21 protein-coding genes are annotated in these 20,772 nt (G+C 65.3%); 13 read left to right on the forward strand and 8 right to left on the reverse strand.

The window, feature by feature from the left end:
- The 3 genes from VGV07_RS02335 to VGV07_RS02345 all read right to left on the reverse strand — a co-directional run.
- Positions 1-477, reverse strand: a 477-nt coding sequence (locus VGV07_RS02335) for an MFS transporter (RefSeq protein WP_326867078.1), incomplete at its 3' end; no start/stop codon positions are given.
- A gap of 1 nt (position 478) precedes the next feature.
- Positions 479-1,630: an HlyD family secretion protein gene (locus tag VGV07_RS02340; protein WP_326867079.1), complete on the reverse strand. Its 1,152-nt coding sequence runs from the start codon at positions 1,628-1,630 to the stop codon at positions 479-481.
- A 2-nt stretch (positions 1,631-1,632) separates the two neighbouring features.
- Positions 1,633-2,097, reverse strand: a complete 465-nt coding sequence (locus tag VGV07_RS02345; RefSeq protein WP_326867080.1) for a MarR family transcriptional regulator — start codon at positions 2,095-2,097, stop codon at positions 1,633-1,635.
- A 366-nt stretch (positions 2,098-2,463) separates the two neighbouring features.
- Between VGV07_RS02345 and VGV07_RS02350 the strand changes: the two genes are divergently transcribed.
- From VGV07_RS02350 to VGV07_RS02365, 4 genes are read left to right on the forward strand one after another with little or no spacing between them, the layout of a single operon-like run.
- Positions 2,464-4,329, forward strand: a complete 1,866-nt coding sequence (locus VGV07_RS02350; RefSeq protein ID WP_326867081.1) for a feruloyl-CoA synthase — start codon at positions 2,464-2,466, stop codon at positions 4,327-4,329.
- A complete protein-coding gene (locus VGV07_RS02355) occupies positions 4,330-5,568 on the forward strand; it encodes a thiolase family protein (RefSeq protein ID WP_326867082.1) in 1,239 nt (412 codons plus the stop codon).
- A gap of 1 nt (position 5,569) precedes the next feature.
- Positions 5,570-6,331 carry an SDR family NAD(P)-dependent oxidoreductase gene (locus VGV07_RS02360; protein WP_326867083.1) on the forward strand — a complete coding sequence of 254 codons (762 nt, stop codon included), beginning with the start codon at positions 5,570-5,572 and terminating at the stop codon, positions 6,329-6,331.
- A gap of 9 nt (positions 6,332-6,340) precedes the next feature.
- The gene (locus VGV07_RS02365; protein WP_326867084.1) at positions 6,341-6,769 is read left to right on the forward strand and encodes an acyl-CoA thioesterase; all 429 of its coding nucleotides are present in this window, start codon (positions 6,341-6,343) and stop codon (positions 6,767-6,769) included.
- Here the strand turns inward: VGV07_RS02365 and VGV07_RS02370 are convergent.
- Entirely contained in the window at positions 6,760-7,218 is a 459-nt protein-coding gene (locus tag VGV07_RS02370) for a MarR family winged helix-turn-helix transcriptional regulator (protein ID WP_326867085.1), read from the reverse strand. The two genes, VGV07_RS02365 and VGV07_RS02370, sit on opposite strands and share 10 nt — an antisense overlap.
- A gap of 83 nt (positions 7,219-7,301) precedes the next feature.
- Between VGV07_RS02370 and VGV07_RS02375 the strand changes: the two genes are divergently transcribed.
- The 4 genes from VGV07_RS02375 (at position 7,302) to VGV07_RS02390 (ending at position 11,208) form a co-directional block, all read left to right on the forward strand.
- Positions 7,302-8,075, forward strand: coding sequence for a crotonase/enoyl-CoA hydratase family protein (locus VGV07_RS02375; protein ID WP_326867086.1), 774 nt, complete (start codon positions 7,302-7,304; stop codon positions 8,073-8,075).
- A 102-nt stretch (positions 8,076-8,177) separates the two neighbouring features.
- A complete protein-coding gene (locus VGV07_RS02380; protein WP_326867087.1) occupies positions 8,178-8,714 on the forward strand; it encodes a TRAP transporter small permease in 537 nt (178 codons plus the stop codon).
- On the forward strand, positions 8,711-10,036 hold the full coding sequence (locus tag VGV07_RS02385; protein ID WP_326867088.1) for a TRAP transporter large permease: 1,326 nt from the start codon (positions 8,711-8,713) through the stop codon (positions 10,034-10,036). The genes VGV07_RS02380 and VGV07_RS02385 overlap by 4 nt, the downstream gene beginning before the upstream one ends.
- Positions 10,037-10,182: 146 nt before the next feature.
- Entirely contained in the window at positions 10,183-11,208 is a 1,026-nt protein-coding gene (locus VGV07_RS02390) for a TRAP transporter substrate-binding protein (protein ID WP_326867089.1), read from the forward strand.
- Positions 11,209-11,267: 59 nt separating this feature from the next.
- Here VGV07_RS02390 and VGV07_RS02395 read toward each other — a convergent pair whose 3' ends face one another.
- From VGV07_RS02395 to VGV07_RS02405, 3 genes are read right to left on the reverse strand one after another with little or no spacing between them, the layout of a single operon-like run.
- Positions 11,268-12,236 (reverse strand): PDR/VanB family oxidoreductase, encoded by a 969-nt coding sequence (locus tag VGV07_RS02395; protein ID WP_326867090.1) that lies wholly within the window; start codon positions 12,234-12,236, stop codon positions 11,268-11,270.
- A gap of 9 nt (positions 12,237-12,245) precedes the next feature.
- A complete protein-coding gene (locus tag VGV07_RS02400) occupies positions 12,246-12,986 on the reverse strand; it encodes a GntR family transcriptional regulator (RefSeq protein ID WP_326867091.1) in 741 nt (246 codons plus the stop codon).
- Between the two features lie 3 nt (positions 12,987-12,989).
- A complete protein-coding gene (locus VGV07_RS02405) occupies positions 12,990-14,036 on the reverse strand; it encodes an aromatic ring-hydroxylating dioxygenase subunit alpha (RefSeq protein WP_326867092.1) in 1,047 nt (348 codons plus the stop codon).
- A gap of 130 nt (positions 14,037-14,166) precedes the next feature.
- Here VGV07_RS02405 and VGV07_RS02410 point away from each other — a divergent pair, with 130 nt between their 5' ends.
- The 5 genes from VGV07_RS02410 to pobA all read left to right on the forward strand — a co-directional run bounded on the left by VGV07_RS02410 (position 14,167) and on the right by pobA (position 19,712).
- Positions 14,167-15,303, forward strand: a complete 1,137-nt coding sequence (locus tag VGV07_RS02410) for a 5-methyltetrahydropteroyltriglutamate--homocysteine S-methyltransferase (RefSeq protein WP_326867093.1) — start codon at positions 14,167-14,169, stop codon at positions 15,301-15,303.
- 426 nt (positions 15,304-15,729) lie between these two features.
- Entirely contained in the window at positions 15,730-16,578 is an 849-nt protein-coding gene (locus VGV07_RS02415) for a CoA transferase subunit A (protein WP_326867094.1), read from the forward strand.
- Positions 16,575-17,354, forward strand: a complete 780-nt coding sequence (locus tag VGV07_RS02420) for a CoA-transferase subunit beta (protein ID WP_326867095.1) — start codon at positions 16,575-16,577, stop codon at positions 17,352-17,354. Before VGV07_RS02415 ends, VGV07_RS02420 begins: the two co-directional genes overlap by 4 nt.
- The gene (gene pcaF / locus VGV07_RS02425) at positions 17,347-18,552 is read left to right on the forward strand and encodes a 3-oxoadipyl-CoA thiolase (protein ID WP_326867096.1); all 1,206 of its coding nucleotides are present in this window, start codon (positions 17,347-17,349) and stop codon (positions 18,550-18,552) included. Before VGV07_RS02420 ends, pcaF begins: the two co-directional genes overlap by 8 nt.
- Positions 18,553-18,560: 8 nt before the next feature.
- Entirely contained in the window at positions 18,561-19,712 is a 1,152-nt protein-coding gene (pobA, locus tag VGV07_RS02430) for a 4-hydroxybenzoate 3-monooxygenase (protein ID WP_326867097.1), read from the forward strand.
- On the opposite strand, the gene VGV07_RS02435 is transcribed toward pobA, so the two are convergent.
- Complete coding sequence (locus VGV07_RS02435) at positions 19,691-20,737, reverse strand: 3-carboxy-cis,cis-muconate cycloisomerase (protein WP_326867098.1); 1,047 nt, start codon at positions 20,735-20,737, stop codon at positions 19,691-19,693. The genes pobA and VGV07_RS02435 overlap by 22 nt on opposite strands.
- Positions 20,738-20,772 lie beyond the last annotated feature (35 nt).

The raw sequence follows: 20,772 nt of genomic DNA on the forward strand, positions 1-20,772 counted from the left end.
CCCGATGATCGGCCCGAACATGATGCCGGCGCCGAAGATCGCCATCGCCTGCCCGAGCTGTTCGCGCGGGTTGATGTCCATCATCGTCGCCTGGGCCAGCGGCACCAGCATGGCGCCGCAGATCCCCTGGATGACGCGGAAGGCCACCATCTGCGCGAGGTTGGTGGCAATGCCGCAAAGCAGCGATGCCGCGGTGAAGCCGACCACCGCGGCGAGCAGCAGGTTGCGCCGGCCGAAGCGGTCGGAGAACCAGCCGGTGAGCGGCGTCGCGATGGCCGCGGCGACGATGTAGGAGGTCAGCACCCAGTTGATCTCGTCCTGCGACGCGCCGAGGCTGGCGCGCATATGGGGCAGGGCGACATTGGCGATCGTGGTGTCGAGCACCTGCATGATCACCGCCACCATGATGGCGGCGGTGAGGAGGCCCTTGTTCTTGACGACGACGGTGGGCGCCGAAACAGCGGCTGCGGCGGCCATTTTACAGCGCCTTCTGGCCTTCGGCAGCCTCGGCCCCTGCGGGCTTGGTGTCGACGTTGACGGTGGCGCTCATGCCGGCGCGGAGCAGGTCCGTGCCAGTACCGCAGGCAATGTTGACCGGGATGCGCTGCGTGACCTTAACCCAGTTGCCCGTGGCATTCTGCGCCGGGATCAGCGCGAACTCCGCACCGGTCGCCGCGCCGATCGAAGCCACCTGGCATTCGATCGCGAGGCCCGGATAGGCATCGACCTTCACCTCGGCCGGCATGCCGACGGCGAGCGTGGTCAGTTGCGTCTCCTTGAAGTTGGCTTCGACCCAGGTGTCGCCGGTCTCGACCAGCGTCGCGATGGTCGAGCCGGTATTGATGAACTGGCCGACATTGAGGCTCGCCACCTGGCTGACGATACCGGCGGCCGGAGCGACCACCGTGCTCTTGTCGAGGTTGCGCTGGGCGTTGTCGCGGGCCGCGAGGGCCGCGCGCACTGCCGGATGATCGTCGGTCTTGATGTTGGGGTCGCCGCCGAGCGCCGCCGTGGCATTGGCCACGTCCTGCTGCTCCAGCGCCACGTTGCTCTCAGCCTGCTGCAGCGCGAGGCGCGAGTCATCGAGTGCGGACTCGGCCGATATCCCCTGCTTCTGCAGGTTCGAGGCGCGGTCCCACTCCTTCTGCCGGATGGCGAGGGTGGCATTGGCGGCATCGAGCTTGGCCTTGGCGATGGAATAGCCGACCCGCAGCTGTTCGACATTCACCCGCGCCGTGGCGAGCGCCGCATCGGCTTGGCTGAGCGCGATGCGGTAGGGTTCCGGATCGATGGCGAACAGCGGGTCACCAGCTTTCACCTGTTGGTTGTCCTTGACTGCCACCGAAACGATGCGGCCGGCGACATCGGAGGAAATCGACACCTTGGGCTGCTGCACATAGGCATTGTCGGTTTCGACATACCGCCCGCCGGTCAGCCAGAAATAGCCGCCGCCCGCTGCCAGGATCACCGGCACCGCCAGCATGATGGCGAGCCGGCGGCCCGAGCGCTTCTTCTTGGCCGGGGCCTCAGGCGCTGCCGGAGCTGCGGCCTCGGGCTTGCTGGCCTCAACGGCTGACGTGGTGACCGGCTTGGCTTCACCGGGAGCAGGGGGCGTAACGCGGGCGTTCATAATCAGACTTCCTCGAGATCGGCCGTCTGGCCGGATAGGTTTTCGCGCATTCTGGAGAGGGCAGTGATCACCGTCTGCCGGTCCTCGGGGGTCACCCCCTCGAGTGCGGCCTCGTACATCGCCAGCCCGACCTTGCGGGCCGTGGTGAAAATCTCTTCGCCCTCGGCGGTCAACCGGGCGAGTTTGGCGCGGCTGTCGGTGGGGTCGGAGTAGCGGTCGATCAAGCCGCGCTTTTCCAGCCGGTCGAGCACGCCCGAGATCGTCATCGGGTCGGTGTCGGCCGCGGTTGCCAGCGCCACCTGGGTAATCCCGTCGTTGAGCGCAATCTGCGCCAGGACGCGCCACTGCGGCAGAGTGATGCCGTGCACCTTCGCTTCTTCCTCGAAGCGGCGCTTCATCAACCGGGCGACTTCGTGGATCAGGTAGCCCATCGGGGCTTGGTGCTTGTAGCTCAGGTTCGATTTCATAAGTGCACATATAATAAGTGCACATACGACGTCAACGCGCGGAACTATTAGAAACCAAGCTAAATCTGCATGGCTGGCATTTTCGAACCGCATCGCTGGCGCCGGCCGGGCGCGACGCCTCACCTCTGCAGCACGCTGCAGAACCGGGGCATCTCTCCACCGCCCTGAGCACAGCGTCCGGATCATCGGGCAGCCTGTCGGAGTGGACCTGCAGGGGGCTGGCCTCTTCCTGGATGGAGCGCTCTGTCTAGAACGTCGGATCGTAGTGCAAACGGCGGCGCTCTGGTCGTGTTCTGCACTTGCCCGACACGGTCTTGACTTGGCAAATTTGTTATGTAGCATAACTATTGTTGGGAGGAGGGACCAATGAACGCTGAGCAAGGGCTGCACCTTCGCCCGGTTCGAATGGGCACGATGCGTGCCGAAGCTGACACGCGCGCCGATGGGACGGTCTATGCGCGCTCGCTCGAGTTGCTTGGCGCCTACCCGCGTTCGATGACCGATCGGCTTGAGCATTGGGCGGTGGCGACCCCCGATGCGGTGTTCATCGCCGACCGCGGCGAGGACGGCGCCTGGCGCACGATCACTTATGCCGAGGCAAACAGGCTTATCCGGCCTCTCGCGCAGGCGCTGCTCGATGCCCAATTGTCGCCCGAGCACCCGCTGTTGATCCTGTCCGGCAACGAGATCGAGCACGCGCTACTGGCCTATGCCGCGATGCTGATTGGCGTCCCGCATGCGCCGCTGTCGCCGGCCTACTCGCTGGTGTCGCAGGATTTCGCCAAGCTCAGATACATTGCGGGCCTCCTCGAGCCCGGCATGGTCTATGCCAGCGACGGCGAGAAGTTTGGCCCCGCGATTGCCGCCGCACTCGATCCTGCTATCCCGCTGGTCGTGCGTGAGAACCCGCCGCCAGGGCGCGTGGCCCGGCTGTTCAGCTGTTTGCTCGGAACGACGCCGACCGCAGCAATCGATGCCGCCAACGCCGCAGTCACGCCCGACACGATTGCAAAGTTCCTGTTCACCTCCGGCTCGACCGGCATGCCCAAGGCGGTCATCACCACCCAGCGCATGCTGACCTGCAACCAGGAGATGATCCGGACTGCGCTGGCGTTCCTCGCCGACGAGCCGCCTGTGCTGGTGGATTGGATGCCGTGGAACCACGTGGCGGGCGGCAGCCACAATCTCGGCATTGCGCTCTACAATGGCGGCAGCTTTTATGTCGACGATGGCATGGCGACGCCCGAAGGCATTCGCCGGACGGTGCGCAACCTCACCGACATCGCCCCCACTCTCTACTTCAATGTGCCCAAGGGATACGAGCTGCTGGTCGAGCACCTCCTTGTCGACGAGCGCCTGCGCGACAATTTTTTCAGCCGGGTCAAGCTGTTGCAATATGCCGGAGCATCGCTGTCCCAGCACGTGTGGGATGGGCTCGACAGCGCCGCCCGCGCCGCGACGGGCGAACGCATCATGATCATTACCGGCTATGGCTCGACGGAGACAGCGCCGTTTGCCTTTACCACGACCTGGGTCGTGGACCGCGCCGGCCTCGTCGGTCTGCCGGCTGCCGGGCTCGAGATCAAGCTCGTCCCCGATGGCGAAAAGCTGGAGCTGCGTCTCAAAGGCCCCAACGTCACGCCCGGTTACTGGAAGGCGCCGGACAAGACCGCGGAGTGCTTCGACGAGGAAGGCTACTACAAGATCGGGGACGCACTGAAGTTCGCGGAGCCGGGCAACGTCGCCCGCGGCTTCCTGTTCGATGGACGGGTAAGCGAGGACTTCAAGCTTTCGACCGGCACCTGGGTCAACATGGCCAGCGTACGGGCTGGAGCAATTGCGGCGGCGACCGGGCTGCTGCGGGACATCGTGCTGACCGGGCTCGATCGCAACTACATCGGCGCCGTTATCTTTCCGGACCTCGCGGCCTGCCGGTTGCTTGCCGGGCTCGGGCCAGAGGCGATTGGCGACGTGGTCGTCGCACACCCGGCCGTACGGGCCGCATTCCAGCAGAGGTTCGACGCGCTGGCGGGGCGGGCGACGGGCAGCGCCAGCCATATTGCCCGGGCAGTCCTGCTCGGTACGCCCCCCTCGATCGACGCGGGCGAAATCACCGACAAGGGCTCGATCAACCAGCGGGCGGTGATGACGGCGCGAGCCGGGCTGGTCAGCGATCTCTACGCCGATCCGGCGCCTGCCAGTGTGATGATTTTCGATCGAAAGGCCCGCTGAGTGACCAAGCACAATGCCTTGAGCGCCACCTTCAACGACGCCTGGCTGGTCGACGGGGCGCGCACGCCTTTCGTCGACTATCGCGGGGCGCTGGCCGACATCTCGCCCATCGACCTCGGCATCAAGGCGGCCCGCGCGGCCATCAGCCGGGCCGGCGTCTCGGCGGCCGATATCGGCACCACCATCGCCGGCTCGATGGCCCAGGCCTCGTTCGATGCCTATGTCACGCCGCGCCATATCGGGCTTTATGCAGGGGTGCCGGTGGAGCGTCCGGCGCATCTGGTGCAGCGCATCTGCGGCACCGGCCTCGAAGTGCTGTCGCAGGCCGCAGATGCCGTCTCGCTGGGTCGCGTCGACCTGGTGCTGGGGGTCGGCGCCGAGTCGATGAGCCGCAACCCGATTGCCGCCTACTCGCACCGCAACGGCTTTGCCATGGGCAAGGTCGAGTTCAAGGATTTCCTGTGGGAGGCACTCTACGATCCGGCGGCATGCGTCAGCATGGGGGACACGGCCGAGAACCTCGCCCGCCAGTATGGGATCGGCCGCGAGGAGGTCGATCGGTTCGCGGCTCGCAGTTTCGAGCGGGCGATCGCGGCAGGCGAAGCCGGGTTCTTCGACGACGAGATCGTCCCCGTTACCAGCGAAGCCTTTGCCGTTGATGGCCTCGAGTCGCGCGGCATCAAGCTGGCAAGGGGCGTCGAGAGCGTGGACAGGGATAGCCACGTCCGCCCGTCGCCCTACGAGGTCCTGGCAAAGCTGCGACCGGCATTCGGTGGCGTGCAGACCGGGGGCAACTCGTCGGCCATCGTCGATGGGGCCGCGGCGGTCGTGGTGGGGTCATCGGCGGGGCTCGCCGGCCGCAAGCCGCTGGCGCGCATTCTCGCCAGTGCCTCCGTGGGCGTGCCGCCTCACATCATGGGGATCGGCCCGGCACCGGCAATACGGGCCGTGCTCGACGCCGTCGGCCTGTCACTCGACCGGATCGGCCGGATCGAGATCAACGAGGCGTTCGGCGCGCAGGTTCTTGCCTGCGTGCGCGAGCTCGGGCTCGACGAGGATAAGCTGAACGTCAATGGCGGCGCCATTGCCCTCGGGCATCCACTGGGGGCGACGGGGTTGCGGCTGGCCTTGACGCTGGCCCGCGAGCTCAAGCGCTCGCGGCTGCGTTACGGCATTGCTTCGGCCTGCATCGGCGGCGGGCAGGGCATCGCCGTGCTGATCGAGAACCCGGAGGCCTGAGATGCAGATCGACGGGACAGTCGCGCTGGTTACCGGGGGCGGGTCGGGCCTTGGGGCGGCAACGGCACAGGCCCTTGCGAGCCGCGGCGCTCGCGTCGCTGTCCTCGACCTCAACGCGGAGCGCGGCGAGGCAGTGGCGCGCGAGATCGGCGGCCACTTTGCCCGATGCGATGTTGCCGATCCTGTGAGCGCGACCGACGCGCTGGCCTCGAGCCGCGCTGCGCTTGGCACCCCGGGCATCCTGTTGAACTGCGCCGGCATCGGCACGGCCGCGCGGGTCGTCGGGCGCGATGGTCCGATGCCGCTCGACGCGTTCGAGCGCGTGGTGCGTGTCAACCTCGTCGGCACTTTCAACATGATCCGGCTGGTGGCTTCCGAAATGAGCGTCGCCCCGCCGGGGCCCAACGGGGGCAGGGGAGTCATCGTCTCCACCGCCTCGGTCGCGGCATTCGAGGGACAGATCGGCCAGGCGGCCTATGCCGCGTCGAAGGGTGGCATCGCGGCGCTGACGCTGCCGGTGGCCCGCGAACTCGCCCGCTTCGGCATCCGCGTGCTGACCATCGCGCCCGGGCTGTTCAGGACGCCCCTGCTTGCCGAATTGCCCGACGAGACGCAGGCAGCGCTCGCCTCCGCCATCCCGTATCCGGCGCGCCTCGGGGAGCCCGAGGAGTTTGCCCAGCTCGCAATTGCGATGATCGAGAACGAATACCTCAACGGCGAGATCGTCCGCCTCGACGGCGCGCTCCGCATGCAGCCCAAATAGGTACGCGTGATGCTCACCAATTCCCGTGATGTGGAAATCGAGTTCGGCGACTGCGATCCGGCCGGGATCGTCTACTACCCCAACTATTTCCGGATGTTCGATGGCTCGACCGCGCACCTGTTCGAGGTGGCATTGGGGATGAAGAAGATCGCCTGGATCAAGCGCTTCGGCATTCTCGGTATCCCGATGGTGGATACCGGCGCCAGGTTCATCAAGCCTTCCCGTTTCGGTGACGTGGTCACCATCACCTCGACGGTCACCGGTTTCAAGCGCTCGAGCTTTGAGGTGGTGCACAGGCTGTTCAATGACGGGGCGCTTGCCGTTGAAGGGCGAGAAACGCGGGTATGGGTCAGCGCCGATCCAGACGATGCGAAAAAGCTGAGGTCGCTGCCGGTGCCGGAGGAAGTGATCGCGGCCTTTTCGAGGGATCAGCCTTGAGCCGGCATCAGCCGATCCAGCAGCGCGACAAGCTGGTCGCGCGCCTTCTGTCCGCCCAGTTGCTCAACCATCTCGGCCTCGAACTGTGCTTGGACAGCGTTGACCTTGGCGACGAACGCCTCGCCGGCCTCGGTCAAAAACAGCGCATTGGCGCGGCGATCGCCCGCCGGTTGGCGCCGCTCGGTGAGGCCGCGCTCTTCGAGAGCGTTGATGAGCGTCACGAAATTGGCGCGCTTGATGCCGAGCGCCTCTCCGATTTGGGTTTGCTTGCTACCAGGGTTGGCGCCGATAAGCGCCAGCGCCGAGTACTCGGCGGGGGTCAGCCCGAATTGGGCGAACCGCGCCATGAACTGCTGGAACACGCTGACCTGCGCGCGTCGCAGGCGATAGCCGATAATGCCGCTGACCGCGCCGGTGTCGAAGCTCTGTGTGGGCTTGGTTTGGCTCATCGGGTATCCCGTTCGGTCTCGTCTGCTGGGCTCCAGCATTGTTATGCAATAGTGCAAAATCCACCGTTGGCGGAAGGGAGCAAATGAGCACCACCTACGATGAACTGGCGGTACGGCAAGAAGGGCCCGTCGCCTGTCTGGCGTTCAACCGGCCCGCCAAGCGCAACGCCGTCAACGACGCGCTGATCGAAGCTTTGAATGCCTATTTCTCTGACATCCCGGCCGGCGTCAAAGTGGTCGTGCTGTCGGGCAATGGCGGACATTTCTCCGCCGGACTCGATCTCAGCGAGCAGGTCCGGCGCGAGCCGCTCGAGGTTATGCGGCACTCGCGCAACTGGCACAGTGTCATGCAGCGCATCCAGTTCGGCGGCGTGCCGGTGGTCGCCGCGCTCAGTGGCGCGGTAATGGGCGGCGGGCTCGAGATCGCTGCGGCCTGCCATGTCCGCGTCGCCGAAGAAGGGACCATGTTCCGCATGCCCGAAGGCCAGCGCGGCATATTCGTAGGCGGTGGCGGCAGCGTGCGGATCGGCGCCATTATCGGAGCGGACCGACTGACCGAAATGATGCTGACCGGGCGCACCTACACGGCCGAGGAGGGACTAAGGCTCGGCCTTGCGCACCATCTTGCCCCGGCCGGCGAGGCGCTGGCCAAGGCGAGCGAACTGGCCCGGCAGGTCGCGCAGAACTCGGCCACCGTGAATTATCTGATCATCCAGTCGCTGGCCCGCATCGGCAAGATGTCGGCCGAAGACGGGCTCTACGCAGAGAGCCTCGCAGCGGCCCTGAGCCAGACTGGCGCCGATGCTGAGGAGGGGCTGCGTGCCTTCCTCGAAAAGCGGAAACCGAACTTCGCCTGAGCGGAGATCCCATAACTCCCGGGTTGTGGGCCGTTGAGGACAATTCATTTTACTACCGCAGAGCGCGCCAGCACGATCCTTCCAGGGAGAGGAGCCCGAGGTTTGGACAATTCACTTCTGGGACGTCTAGTCCACGGGCTGGCAAAGGCGGCCGCTATCGCTGGCGGCTGTGTTCTTCTCGTAGCCACCGCAATCACCGTCGCGAGCATTATTGGCCGCGCGCTCATCCCGCTGGGACTCAGACCGGTTCCTGGTGATTTCGAGTTGATGCAGTCCGGCGTTCTGTTCGCGGTCTTCACCTTTCTTCCTTGGTGTCATCTGGAGCGCGGCCACGCGGTCGTGGCGATCGTGACGGACCAGTTCCCCGCGCGGATCGGTGCGTTTGCCGAGTTCGTCTGGGATCTGGTCATGCTGGCTGCCGCTGCATTCCTGGCTTGGCGCCTCTCGGCCGGGCTGCTGGATAAGTACGGCAACGGCGAAGCCACGTTCATACTTCGCCTGCCGGTGTGGATATCGTATTCGGGCGGTCTTGCTGGCGCGCTGGTCTTTGTCGCCGCAGCCGCCTACTGCGCTGTCCGCTCGGGTCGCAACGCCCTGTCGGCCAATCCGGCGCGACCTGTTTCGGGAGCCGGAGAATGAGCAATGTTGAACTGGGCCTATGGTCCTTTCCCGTCCTGCTGGCGCTCATCTTCCTGCGTATGCCGATTGGCCTCGCGATGTTGGTTGTCGGTGTGCTGGGAAACTACCTCATCACGAAGTCGTGGAATCCGAGTCTGGCGCTCTTCAAGTCCCTGACTTACTCGACTTTTTCGAGCTATTCCCTTTCGGTCGTACCGCTTTTCCTTCTGATGGGGCAGTTCGCCTCGCTGGGGGGGATTTCCAAGCAGCTGTTTGATGCCGCGGCGTCATGGCTGGGCCACCGTCGAGGTGGCGTGGCGATGGCGGCTATCGGCGCCTGCGCCGGCTTTGGCGCTATCTGCGGATCATCGCTGGCGACCGCCGCAACCATGGGCCAGATCGCCCTGCCGGAGTTGCGCAAGCACGGCTATTCGGGCGCGCTGGCGACCGGCACCCTGGCTGCCGGCGGGACGCTGGGCATCCTCATTCCGCCCTCCGTCATCCTCATCATCTTCGCGATACTCACCGAACTCAACATCGCCAAGCTGTTCGTCGCGGCGATGGTCCCGGGTCTTCTCGCGGCTGTCGGCTACATAGTTGCGATTGCCGTCGCCGTGCGGCTGCGGCCCGGCCTGGCCGGCCAGCCCTATGCGCGCGTGCCTTATGCAGAACGCTTCCGACTCCTGGTGACAATCTGGCCGGTGCTGCTGATCTTCTTTCTGGTCATCGGCGGCATCTACCTTGGCTGGTTCACTCCCACCGAGGCAGCGGCGATCGGCGCAGCCGGGACGGCCCTCATCGCCCTGGCACGCCGCGGCCTCAACCGGGCCACCTTCATCGACTCGATGCTGCAGACAGCCAAGGCCACGGCGATGATCTTTTTCATCATCCTGGGCGCCGCGGCGCTCAACAATTTCCTGGCCCTCAGCCAGTTGCCGCAGGCGGCCGTGAGTTTCGTCGTCGAGCAGGGCTTCGATCCATGGGCCGTGCTGATCCTGATGCTGGTGTTCTATCTGGTCCTGGGCTGTTTCATGGATTCGCTGTCGATGATCCTGCTGACCGTGCCGATATTTTATCCCGTTGTCACCGCGCTCGACTTTGGCCTGCCGCCGGCGGAGTTCGGCCTGTGGTTCGGCATCCTGGTGCTCATCGTCGTCGAGGTGGGTCTCATAACACCGCCGGTAGGCATGAACCTCTTCGTCATCAACTCGATGAGCAAGGGAACCAGCATGGGCCAGACCTTTGCCGGCGTAACGCCGTTCCTGGTCTCCGATCTCGTGCGTACAGTCCTGCTCGTCGCCTTTCCGCCGATCTCGTTGTTCCTGGTGCGGTGGCTCTATTGAGCCTGTTCGCAGCGGTCCCGACATGCAGGTGCCCGCTACTCTCGTGCTTCCGTATAACCGTAGGGTTATGAAATCCACGGTATTTCTCATTTCCGCGCACCTGAAACGCGGCAGATAGTCAGGACCAATCAGGGTAGGAGGAACCCATGAAGAGACGTGCATTTCTGGCTGGTACCGCTGCCGGTACCTTTGCCCTCGCCGCGCCGGCTATCGTGCGTGGGCAGGACGTAACAACGCTCCGCGTGCACCAGATGCTGCCTGCTCAGGCGACAATTCCGAGCAAGGCAATTACGCCCTGGGTGCAGCGTATCGAGGAGGCATCGGGCGGGCGGCTGAAGTTCGAACTCTATCCGGCCATGCAGTTGGGCGGCGCACCGCCGGACCTCTATGACCAGGCCAAGGATGGCGTGGTCGACCTGATCTGGACCGTGCTGGGCTACACGCCGGGTCGCTTCCCCAAGTCTGAAGTGTTCGAACTGCCGTTCATGGTTACGAAGGCCGAAGCGACTTCGGTCGCGTTCCAGCAGTTTGTCGAAGCCAACTCGATCGACGAGTTCGCGGGCGTCAAGCTCCTCTGCGTCCACACACACGGCCCGGGCCTGTTCCATACCAAGGATCCGGTGACCAAGCTCGAAGACTTGAAGGGCATGAAGATCCGCGGCGGCTCGCGCATTATCAACGACCTGCTCGCCGGTTTGGGCGCCGAGCCCGTCGGCATGCCGGTGCCGCAGGTGCCCGAAGCGCTCTCCACGGGCGTCATCACCGGAACGACCATTCCCTGGGAAGTTACGCCGGCGCTCAAGGTGGCAGAGCTGGTGCACAACCACACCGGGTTCTCGGGCACGCACGGGCTCTACACCCAGACCTTTGCCTTCACCATGAACCTCGACCGCTACAACAGCCTTCCCGATGATCTCAAGGCGCTGATCGACCAGAACGCCGGCGTTGAGACGGCGCGCGCCTTCGGTGTGGCGATGGATGCAGGTGACGCGGTAGGCCTCAAGATTGCTCAGGATGCGGGCAACGACATCGTCACTCTCGACGAAGCCGAGACGCAGCGCTGGAAGGATGCCTCGCAGCCGACCATCGACAAATGGTACACCGATGCCACCGCCGCCGGCTTCGACGGCAAGGCCCTGCACGAGGCGGCCCAGGCGCTCGTTGCGGGCTGACAGCAACCTCGCTGGCAATGGACGTCGGGGGCGCCATGGCGCCCCCGTTCTCTTTGGAGCTACGGCCGGTAGCCGACGTCGATCACCGCACGACCGCCGGCAAAGCGGGAGACACAGGCACACATGCGATTGCCTTCCTGCTTTTGCACGGCGCTGAAGAACACGTCGCGGTGGTCGATCGGGCTGTCGGCGCCGAGTACCTCGACCGCGCAAAGTCCGCATTCGCCGCGGCGGCAATCCGAGATCATCTCGACCCCGGCCTCGGCCAGGGCCTCCAGCAGCGTCTGGTCGGGCCGGACGTCTACAAGGACATTGCGGCGCGCCACCTCGACCTGGAACGGCGCCTCCACGAACTCGCCGCTATCGCCGAACACTTCGTATCGCAGTCGCCCGACTGGACGCCGAGCCGCGCTCCAAGCGGACTTTGCCGCCTCCAGCATGCCGATTGGGCCGCATATGTAGAGCTCCGCTTCGTCAGGCAGGGCGGCGATTTCGGCAACGAGATCGATCCGCCGGCCTTCATCGGCGGCAAACAACTCGAGCCGGTTACCGAGGCACGCCTCGAGCTCATCGGCAAAGGCCATGGTCCGCCTGCGCCTGCCCCCATAGACAACGCGGAGCGGTACCCCTCGGGCGAGCAGCGCAAGTGTCATGCCGTAGATCGGTGTCACACCGATACCGCCGGCAACCAGCAGGTATGGCGCATTGCGCCACGAAAGCTCGAAGCGGTTCTCGGGCACGGTGATCTCGGCCGCGTCGCCAACTGCAAGGCCCCACATGAAGCGCGAACCGCCCCGGCTGTTCGCGTGGCGCTTCACGGCGATTCGTATCCGGTCCGGCGGGGCAGGGAGGCAAGTATAGGTGCGCGTTGCCACCCCGTCGCCGATCCGCGCCCGGACATATATGTGCGAGCCCGGCTCGAACCGCTGCCAGCGGCCCAAGGCCGTGAACTCGATCAGGCGCGTGTCTTCTGCGACGAGCCGGGCCTCCGACACCTCGGATCGCATCCACTCGTGTCTGCTGCGCATCTTGCCCCCTCAGCCCGAGACCAGTGCCAGCGCCGGCACTCGCCTCATCAGGCTGCGATCCTGCTCGATGACATATTCGAGGTTCTGCCGCGCGAGACGTCCATGCTCGCGTGCCAGCGCCTCGGCGCGCCCTCCCTCCCTGAGCTCGATAGCATTGACGATCGCCCGATGCTGCGACTGGCCGATCACCAACGAGCGGCGGAACGCCGGCACGTCGGCCTGCTTGTCGAGAAAAGCGCTGGGCGAAGCGAAGGGCAGTTGGGTCACACGCTCGATCTCGCGCCGGATCGTCTCGCTGCCGGCAAGGCCGGCAAGGGCCTCGTGGAACTGGGCGTTGAGTTCCACATAGCGATCGAAGTCCATATCTCCGGGACGATCAGTCATCGTGCCGTCGAGGCCACGTAACAAGTCATTGACGGCACGCAGTTTCGCAGGCTGCACGCCGCGTTCCGCCGCGAGCCGGGCAGCAGTACCTTCGAGCACACCGCGCAACTCGATCGCGTCGATCACCTCGTCGCGGGTGAAGCTGCGCACCGCATAGCCACCGGACGGGATCAACTCGAGCAGTCCCTCCTGTTCGAGCCGGGCCAGCGCCGCCCGGATCGGGGTGCGCGATATGCCGAGCTTTTCCGCGATGCCGATTTCGGAGAGCCGCTCACCCGGCCGGGCCTGGCCCCCGAACACCAGGTCGCGTATTCCCAGCAGCGCCTTCAGTGATTGCGGTTGCTGTCGCCGTTGCACCTCGGTCATGGCCTACTCCGCCGCCATCTGCTGGGCCTGCTCGTCACCGATCATCCGGTCGATGAGCTTGCGCGCCCACATCGAGCCGGCATCGATGTTCAGGTTGTAAATGACGTGGTCCGGATGGTTGTCGATCGCGATCTGCTGGGCTTCGAGGATGCGCTCGTCCTCGCGGAAGATGCCGGCCACACCCTCGCGGAGTTCGTGCGTGCGGCGCTGCTCGCTGAGCTTGTAGTTGCGCGCGAAGGCCCAGAAATAGTGACAGGTCTTCTCAGTCTCTGGCGTGATCGTATTGAGCACGAAGCCGTTGACTCCCTGGCTCCGGTCGCCTTCGGGCGCGCCAGTACCGGCTGGAGCGACGCCCACGTCGATCGTGATGGTTGCGGGGGACTCAAAGTTGATGATCTGCCAGCGGTCGACATTGCCGGGCTTGCCGAGTTGCCCCCGCCAGAACGGCGGGGCGTCGATGTCCTTCATCCAGCGCGTAATGGTCGCCGTGCGGTCCGAGTGCGTCGCCGTGAATGGGGCTTCGGCCACCGCGCGATTGCCGATCGAAGACCCGTGTACATAGGTCTCGTGCGTCAGGTCCATCAGGTTATCGATCACCAGTCGGTAGTCGCACCTGGCATGGATCAGCTTGCCGTCCGCCGCCCATTGCGGGTCGTCGTTCCAATGCAGATCCGGAACCTTGGCGGGATCGGCGAGGGCGGGATCGCCCATCCACAGCCAGATGAAGCGGTGCTTTTCGACCAGTGGGTAGGATTTCACGCAAGCGGACGGGTTAATCGTCTCCTGGGACGGCATGTATACACATCGGCCTGAATCGTCGAACTCGAGGCCGTGATAACCGCAGATGACACTGTCGCCATAGAGTTCTCCCATCGAGAGCGGCAGCAGCCGATGCCAACAGGCATCGGCCAGCGCAACTGCGGTTCCGTCCCGCTTTCGGTAGATAACGACTGGCTTTTCGCAGATCTTGCGCGGCAGCAGCTCGCGCTTGACCTCGGTGTCCCACGCTGCGGCATACCACGCGTTCAACGGAAAGGTCTGTTGGGGCATGACCGCTCACCTCCCAGAAAATCGATCATCGTCGATGACATAAAAGACTGGATGTATACAATTGGCAAGTACAGCCTTGCCTCCTGATCGGAAGGTGGGTCACATGCGCCAACCCTGGGAGGAGGACCCAATGACCGTTGCCACAACGCTCACGCCGCCGTACCGCGCCGATGTGGTCGGCAGCTTCCTGCGGCCCGCTACCGTCAAGGCTGCGCGCAAGGCTCACTTCGACGACAGGACGCTGTCGGCCGCGGAGCTGCAGCAGGTCGAGGACGAGGCGATCATCGACGTGATCAAGATGCAGGAGGCTGCAGGCCTCAGGGCCGTAACCGACGGCGAATTCCGTCGCGCCTGGTGGCACTTCGACTTCATGGGCATGCTGGACGGGCTCGAGATCGTCCGTCGCGATGGCGGCGCCATCCAGTTCCATGGTGTGAAGACCAAGTCGGATGTGCCGATCATCACCGGTCCGCTCGACTTCCCCGACGATCACCCGATGCTGGAGCACTTCAAGTTTGTGAAGGCTCATACGAGCGTCACCCCGAAGATTTCGATCCCGGGGCCGAGCGCTATCCACTTCCGCGTGGCCGAGGAAGACATCGACGTCAACGAGTACAAGCACGACGCCGAGGCCTATTTCGATGCCATCACCCGCACCTACAAGAAGGCGGTGAAGGCCTTCTACGCGGCCGGCTGCCGTTACCTCCAGATGGACGACATCTTCTTCGCCTACCTCTGCGATCCGAAGATCCGCGCCGAGCGCAAGGCGCGTGGCGAGGATCCGGATTGGCTGATCGGGCGATATGCCAGGATGATGCACGACGCGATCGAGGATCGGCCGGCCGATATGCTGATCGGCATGCATATGTGCCGAGGCAATTTCAGGTCCACCTGGGTCGCCGAGGGCGCCTACGATCCCGCCGCGGATGCCGTGTTCAACCAGACCGGCGTCGACATCTACTTCATGGAATACGACAGCGACCGGGCCGGCGGTTTCGAGCCCCTGCGCCTGTTGCCGAAGGGCAGGAAGCGCGTGCTGCCTGGTTTCATCACGACCAAGACAGCGGCGCTCGAGGACATCGACGAGCTGAAGCGCAAGTTCGACGCGGCCAGCAAGTATGCCGACATCGACCAGCTCGGCATCGCCCCACAATGCGGATTCGCATCGACCGAGGAAGGCAACGCCATCACCGAGGACGATCAGAAGCGCAAGCTTGAGCTCGTGGTGCGAACGGCGGAGGCGATCTGGGGTGGAGTGGACAACTAGCGCTTGAGTCCGAACTTGCCGAACGGCTTGTGACCAAGGCGAAGCGCGTTCGAAATAGCCTACGCGTGAGGCGGTCGCGCCGGTTTGCCCGAGGGGCCGTGGGCCGCCATCCGTGCCCGCACCGGCGCTGACCTGGCGCCCACGAGCAGCCGTCGCAGCATGGGGGCCGGGTAACTACGCCGCTGAATCGCCGCGGGTCGCATTGCACGGCGCTGGGCGGCGATGCCGCGCGTTGGGCCAGCGTAGCAGCGATGCGTACCACCGCGCTCGATTGGTCCGGGGATTGTTGCACAGCCCCGCGCCCCGCGGGGCCGGTTCAGGCCTCTCGTATAAACCCTAGGTTATGCGTTGCACCCCCATTGTCATTTCCAGCGCGGTTGCTTCGGTGATTGACTGGCATCCAACAGATCGAGTGCACTCAGGCCCATGTCCGAATTTCTTCCGCTCGCCGAGGCTGTCCGGCGAAACCTGCACGACGGCGACACCGTCGCATTCGAGGGATTCACCCACCTCATCCCGCATGCCGCCGGGCACGAGGCGATCCGCCAGGGCTTCAGGGACCTGACGCTCCTGCGCATGACGCCGGACATCATCTACGACCAGATGATCGGCATGGGCATGGCAAAGAAGGTCATCTTCTCCTATGCCGGCAACCCAGGGGTGGGCCTGCTGCGCCGTATGCGCGACGCAATCGAGAACCAGCATCCGCGCTCCATCGAGACGGTCGAACACTCCCATTCCGCCATGGCCCAGGCCTACGAGGCCGGTGCGTCCGGCCTGCCCTGCGCCATCTTCCGCGGCTACAAGGGCGCCGACCTGCCCAAGGTGAACCCGGATATCCGGTCGGTCACCTGTCCCTTCAGCGGCGAGGAGCTCGCCGCCATCCCGGCCCATCGGCCGGACGTCACCTTCATCCACGCCCAGAAGGCCAACCAGAAAGGCGATGTCCTCGTTGAGGGGATTATCGGCGTTCAGAAGGAAGCGGCCCTCGCCGCCCGGCGCGTCGTTGTAACGGTGGAGGAAGTCGTGCCCGACTTTGCCGGCCTCCACCCCAACCTCTGTATCCTGCCGCACTGGACCATCCACGCCATCGCCGTGGTCCCGGGCGGGGCGCATCCTTCCTATACCCATGGCTACTACGCTCGTGACAATGCCGCCTATCTCGAATGGGACAAGATCTCGGCCGATCGCGAGCTGTTCGACAGCTGGATCAGGGACAATGTGCTGAGCGTCGGCCCCGAGATCTTCGCGGCTCGCGTGGAGCCCCTCAGATGAGCGATTTCACCCCCAACGAGATGATGACCATCGCGGCCGCCCGCGCGCTTTCGAGCGACGATGTCTGCTTTGTCGGCATCGGCGCACCATCGGCCGCCTGCAACGTAGCGCGGCTCACTCACGCGCCGGACATCACTCTGATCTACGAGAGCGGCACCATCGGCACGGCACCCGAGGTCCTGCCGCTCTCCATCGGCGATGGCGAACTTTGCGAGACGGCCCTGAGCACTGTCTCCGTGCCCGAGATGTTCCGCTACTGGCTCATGGGCGGGCGCATCTCGATCGGCTTTCTCGGCGCCGCCCAGCTCGACCGCTTCGGGAATATCAACACCACCGTGATCGGGGATTATGCCAAGCCCAAGGTCCGCCTGCCCGGCGGCGGCGGCGCGCCGGAGATCGCGACCTCGTGTGGCGAGATCTTTATTACCCTCAAGCAGGCGCAGCGCTCGATGGTCGAAAGGATCGACTTCTTCACCTCGTTTGGCCACGGCGAAGGCGGCGACCACCGGCAGCGGCTTGGTATCGCCACCAAAGGGCCGACGCTGCTGATCACCGACCTCGCCATCTGGCGCCCGGACCCCGAGACCAAGGAGTTCACCGTCAACTCGCTGCATCGCGGCGTCACCCGCGAGATGGTGCAGGAGACCTGCGGCTGGAAAGTGCGCTTTGCCGACGATCTCGAGGTGACGCCGGTGCCGACGGCACTCGAACTGGGCACGCTGCGCGACCTGCAGGCCCGCACCGCTGCCGCACACGCGGGGACGCGCCATGGCTGAGGCCTTCATCTGCGCCTATAGACGCACGCCCATCGGCCGCTTTGGCGGAGTGCTCTCCGCCGTCCGGCCGGACGACCTCGGCACCGTGCCGCTCAAGGCGCTCGTCGCCGAGAACCCCGGTGTCGACTGGGAGGCGGTCGACGACGTGATCTTCGGCTGTGCCAACCAGGCCGGAGAGGACAACAGGAACGTGGCCCGCATGAGTCTCCTGCTGGCCGGCCTGCCGCATACCATCTCCGGCACCACGATCAATCGCCTGTGCGGCTCCGGCCTCGATGCGCTGATCACCGCCGCGCGCGCCATCCGCGCCGGCGAGGCCGAACTGATGATCGCCGGTGGCGTCGAGTCGATGAGCCGGGCGCCATTCGTGCTGCCCAAGGCGGACACGGCCTTTTCGCGCAACGCCGAACTCTACGACACCACCATCGGCTGGCGCTTCATCAACCCGTTGATGAAGCAGCAATATGGCGTCGACTCCATGCCCGAGACCGGCGAGAACGTCGCCGCCGATTACAAGGTCAGCCGTGAGGATCAGGACGCCTTCGCGCTGCGCAGCCACCGGCGCGCCGTCGCGGCGCAGCAGAACGGGAGGCTGGCGCGCGAGATCGTCCCGGTGACCATTCCCAAGCGGAAGGGCGATCCGGTCGTCGTCGACAAGGACGAGCATCCGCGCCCCGACACCACGCTCGAATCCCTCGCAAAGTTGCCGACCCCGTTTCGCCAAGGGGGCTCGGTGACAGCCGGTAACGCCTCCGGGGTCAACGACGGGGCTGCGGCTCTGATCATCGCCTCGGAGGCAGCCGCCAGACGCTACGGACTCACCCCGATCGCCCGCCTCCTCGGCGGGGCCGCGGCGGGCGTCCCGCCCAGGATCATGGGCATGGGCCCGGCGCCGGCGACGCAGAAGCTCTGTGCGCGCCTGGGCTTCGCACCGACCGATTTCGACGTGATCGAGCTCAACGAGGCCTTCGCCAGCCAGGCCATCGCCGTACTACGCGAGCTTGGACTGCCGGAAGATGGATCGCATATCAACCCGAACGGAGGGGCCATCGCGCTCGGGCACCCCCTGGGCATGTCCGGCGCACGCATCGCCGGTACTGCGGCGCTTGAACTGTCATCGACCGGTGGCAAGCGAGCCCTGGCGACCATGTGCATCGGCGTGGGGCAGGGCATCGCATTGGCGATGGAGCGAGCGTAGGAGGCTGCATGCGCACGCAGGTCGTCATTATCGGCGCCGGTCCTGCAGGGCTGATGCTCGGCAAGTTGCTCGAGTTGAGCGGCATCGACAACATCATACTCGAGCGTAGGAGCGCCGAATACGTCCTTGGCCGCATTCGGGCGGGTGTGCTCGAGCAGGGGGCGATAGATCTGCTCGATGCTGCCGGCGTCGGCGCGCGGATGCACCGCGAGGGGCTCATGCACACCGGCGTCGAGCTCAGCTTCGACGGTGAGTTGCATCGCATCGACTTCGGTGACCGCAAGGTCATGGTCTATGGCCAGACCGAGGTCACCCGCGATCTGATGGAGGCGCGCGGGGCTCAGACGATCTACGGGGCCGAGGATGTGGCGGTCTATGATTGCAACGATGACCGCGCGCGCGTCGCGTACCGCCATGAGGGCGCAGCGCACGAGATCGAGTGCGATTTCATCGCCGGTTGTGACGGATTCCACGGTGTCAGCCGCGCCACCGTCCAGCCGTCGGACATCACCACATATGAGCGGGTATATCCATTCGGATGGCTAGGCGTGCTGGTCGAGCAGCCGCCGGTGGCCGACGAGCTGGTTTATGCGCATCACGAGCGCGGTTTCGCCCTGTGCTCGATGCGCTCCAGGACACGCAGCCGCTACTACGTGCAGGTGCCGATCACCGAGAAGGTCGAGGACTGGAGCGACGATCGCTTCTGGGACGAACTGCGGGCCCGCCTTAACCCCGACACGGCCGCCGCGCTCAAGACCGGGCCGTCGATAGAAAAGTCCATCGCGCCGCTCCGCAGTTTCGTGGCCGAGCCGCTGCGGCACGGCCGGCTGTTCCTCGCAGGCGACGCAGCCCACATCGTGCCGCCCACCGGCGCCAAGGGGCTCAACCTCGCCATGCACGACGTAAAAACCCTCGCCGAGGCACTGACCGGCTTCTATCGGCAGGGCTCGGAAGCCGGCATCGATGGCTATTCCGAGCGAGCGCTGAAACGCATCTGGCTCGCCGAGCGCTTTTCGTGGTGGATGACTTCGCTGCTCCACACCTTCCCGGAAACGGGCACTTTCGGCCGTCGGATCCAGCGGGCCGAGTTCGACTACCTCACGCACTCCGAAGTGGCGCAGCGGAGCTTTGCCGAGAACTATTGCGGCTTGTCCGACTGAAAGCTGATCTGGCCGATCAGCGCCGCCGCGATCCTGAGGCTTGCCCCCGTGGCCACCACCATCTGCGGCAGCACCAGCCACTCCAGCGTCCACGCCGATCCCGAGCGCTCGTATTCGTGCACCAGCGCCTGATGCAGCAGGCCGAGCTGGCCGGCATTGAAGCGTGCCAGCGTTACGAGCAGCTCCGCATTCACGGGATTCGACTTGTGCGCCATGGCGGACGAGCCGCCACCGCCTTCGATCGCGATGGTGGCGACCTCGTTCTGCGAAAGCAGCGCTACGTCGGCGCCGAGCTTGCCCAGCGCACCGGTGATCAGTGACAGGACGGCGCCGAACTCCCCGATCGGGTCGCGCTCCGTGTGCCAGGGCGTTGCCAACCCCAGGTCGAGACGCTCCGCGAGCCGCCTGGCTACGAGGTCGGCTCTTTCGCCAAGTTCTGCGCGCGAACCAACCGGCCCTCCGAGCTGGATCACCAGCAGCCGCGGGCGCAGCAGGCCCAGCGTGCGGCGGGCGCGAGCCAGCGGCTCGGTCCAGGCCGATAGCTTCCCCGAGACGGGGATTGGCAGGGCCCGCTGCATGCGCGTATGCGCCATCATTGTCAGCGCCCCGAAGCGCTCACCAAGCTGCCCGAGCGCATCCTCGAGCGAAGTGAGCCGCTGCTCGATCAGCGAGATCGCCCTGGCGAGCCGCAACATCAGCCCGGTATCGATCGCGTCCTGGCTGGTAGCCCCGACATGGAGCCAAGCCCCATGCTCGCCCAGTGCCGCTCGCAATTGTCGGACCAGCGCCGGCACCACGACGCCATCCCTGGCAACACCATCGGAGAGATCGGCCCTGTCAGGGTGAAACGAGCTGATCACGGTGCCGATTGCGCCGGCTGCCGCTTCCGGAACAAGGCCGGCCTCCACCTCGGCAGCGGCCAGCGCGGCCTCGAACTCGAGGATCGCGGCGATCTCGGCCTCATCGGTGAACAGGGCCTCGAACTCGGCGTCTCCCACCAGATGCTGCAGCAGCGATCGCGTCATCGGTTCAAACTCCTGATCCGCAATCGCTAACCCGT

Origin of the sequence: Devosia sp., from assembly GCF_035944845.1 — a bacterium.
Lineage (GTDB): Bacteria > Pseudomonadota > Alphaproteobacteria > Rhizobiales > Devosiaceae > Devosia_A.

Bases quoted from the DNA above. Each gene is read 5' to 3' on its own strand.
- VGV07_RS02405 (WP_326867092.1), bottom strand. From the start codon at position 14,036: ATGCCCCAACAGACCTTTCCGTTGAACGCGTGGTATGCCGCAGCGTGG.
- VGV07_RS02435 (WP_326867098.1), bottom strand. From the start codon at position 20,737: ATGACGCGATCGCTGCTGCAGCATCTGGTGGGAGACGCCGAGTTCGAG.
- VGV07_RS02340 (WP_326867079.1), bottom strand. From the start codon at position 1,630: ATGAACGCCCGCGTTACGCCCCCTGCTCCCGGTGAAGCCAAGCCGGTC.
- VGV07_RS02410 (WP_326867093.1), top strand. From the start codon at position 14,167: ATGACCGTTGCCACAACGCTCACGCCGCCGTACCGCGCCGATGTGGTC.
- VGV07_RS02420 (WP_326867095.1), top strand. From the start codon at position 16,575: ATGAGCGATTTCACCCCCAACGAGATGATGACCATCGCGGCCGCCCGC.
- VGV07_RS02345 (WP_326867080.1), bottom strand. From the start codon at position 2,097: ATGAAATCGAACCTGAGCTACAAGCACCAAGCCCCGATGGGCTACCTG.
- VGV07_RS02365 (WP_326867084.1), top strand. From the start codon at position 6,341: ATGCTCACCAATTCCCGTGATGTGGAAATCGAGTTCGGCGACTGCGAT.
- pcaF (WP_326867096.1), top strand. From the start codon at position 17,347: ATGGCTGAGGCCTTCATCTGCGCCTATAGACGCACGCCCATCGGCCGC.
- VGV07_RS02415 (WP_326867094.1), top strand. From the start codon at position 15,730: ATGTCCGAATTTCTTCCGCTCGCCGAGGCTGTCCGGCGAAACCTGCAC.
- VGV07_RS02360 (WP_326867083.1), top strand. From the start codon at position 5,570: ATGCAGATCGACGGGACAGTCGCGCTGGTTACCGGGGGCGGGTCGGGC.
- VGV07_RS02370 (WP_326867085.1), bottom strand. From the start codon at position 7,218: ATGAGCCAAACCAAGCCCACACAGAGCTTCGACACCGGCGCGGTCAGC.
- VGV07_RS02390 (WP_326867089.1), top strand. From the start codon at position 10,183: ATGAAGAGACGTGCATTTCTGGCTGGTACCGCTGCCGGTACCTTTGCC.
- VGV07_RS02375 (WP_326867086.1), top strand. From the start codon at position 7,302: ATGAGCACCACCTACGATGAACTGGCGGTACGGCAAGAAGGGCCCGTC.
- pobA (WP_326867097.1), top strand. From the start codon at position 18,561: ATGCGCACGCAGGTCGTCATTATCGGCGCCGGTCCTGCAGGGCTGATG.
- VGV07_RS02350 (WP_326867081.1), top strand. From the start codon at position 2,464: ATGAACGCTGAGCAAGGGCTGCACCTTCGCCCGGTTCGAATGGGCACG.
- VGV07_RS02385 (WP_326867088.1), top strand. From the start codon at position 8,711: ATGAGCAATGTTGAACTGGGCCTATGGTCCTTTCCCGTCCTGCTGGCG.
- VGV07_RS02400 (WP_326867091.1), bottom strand. From the start codon at position 12,986: ATGACCGAGGTGCAACGGCGACAGCAACCGCAATCACTGAAGGCGCTG.
- VGV07_RS02395 (WP_326867090.1), bottom strand. From the start codon at position 12,236: ATGCGCAGCAGACACGAGTGGATGCGATCCGAGGTGTCGGAGGCCCGG.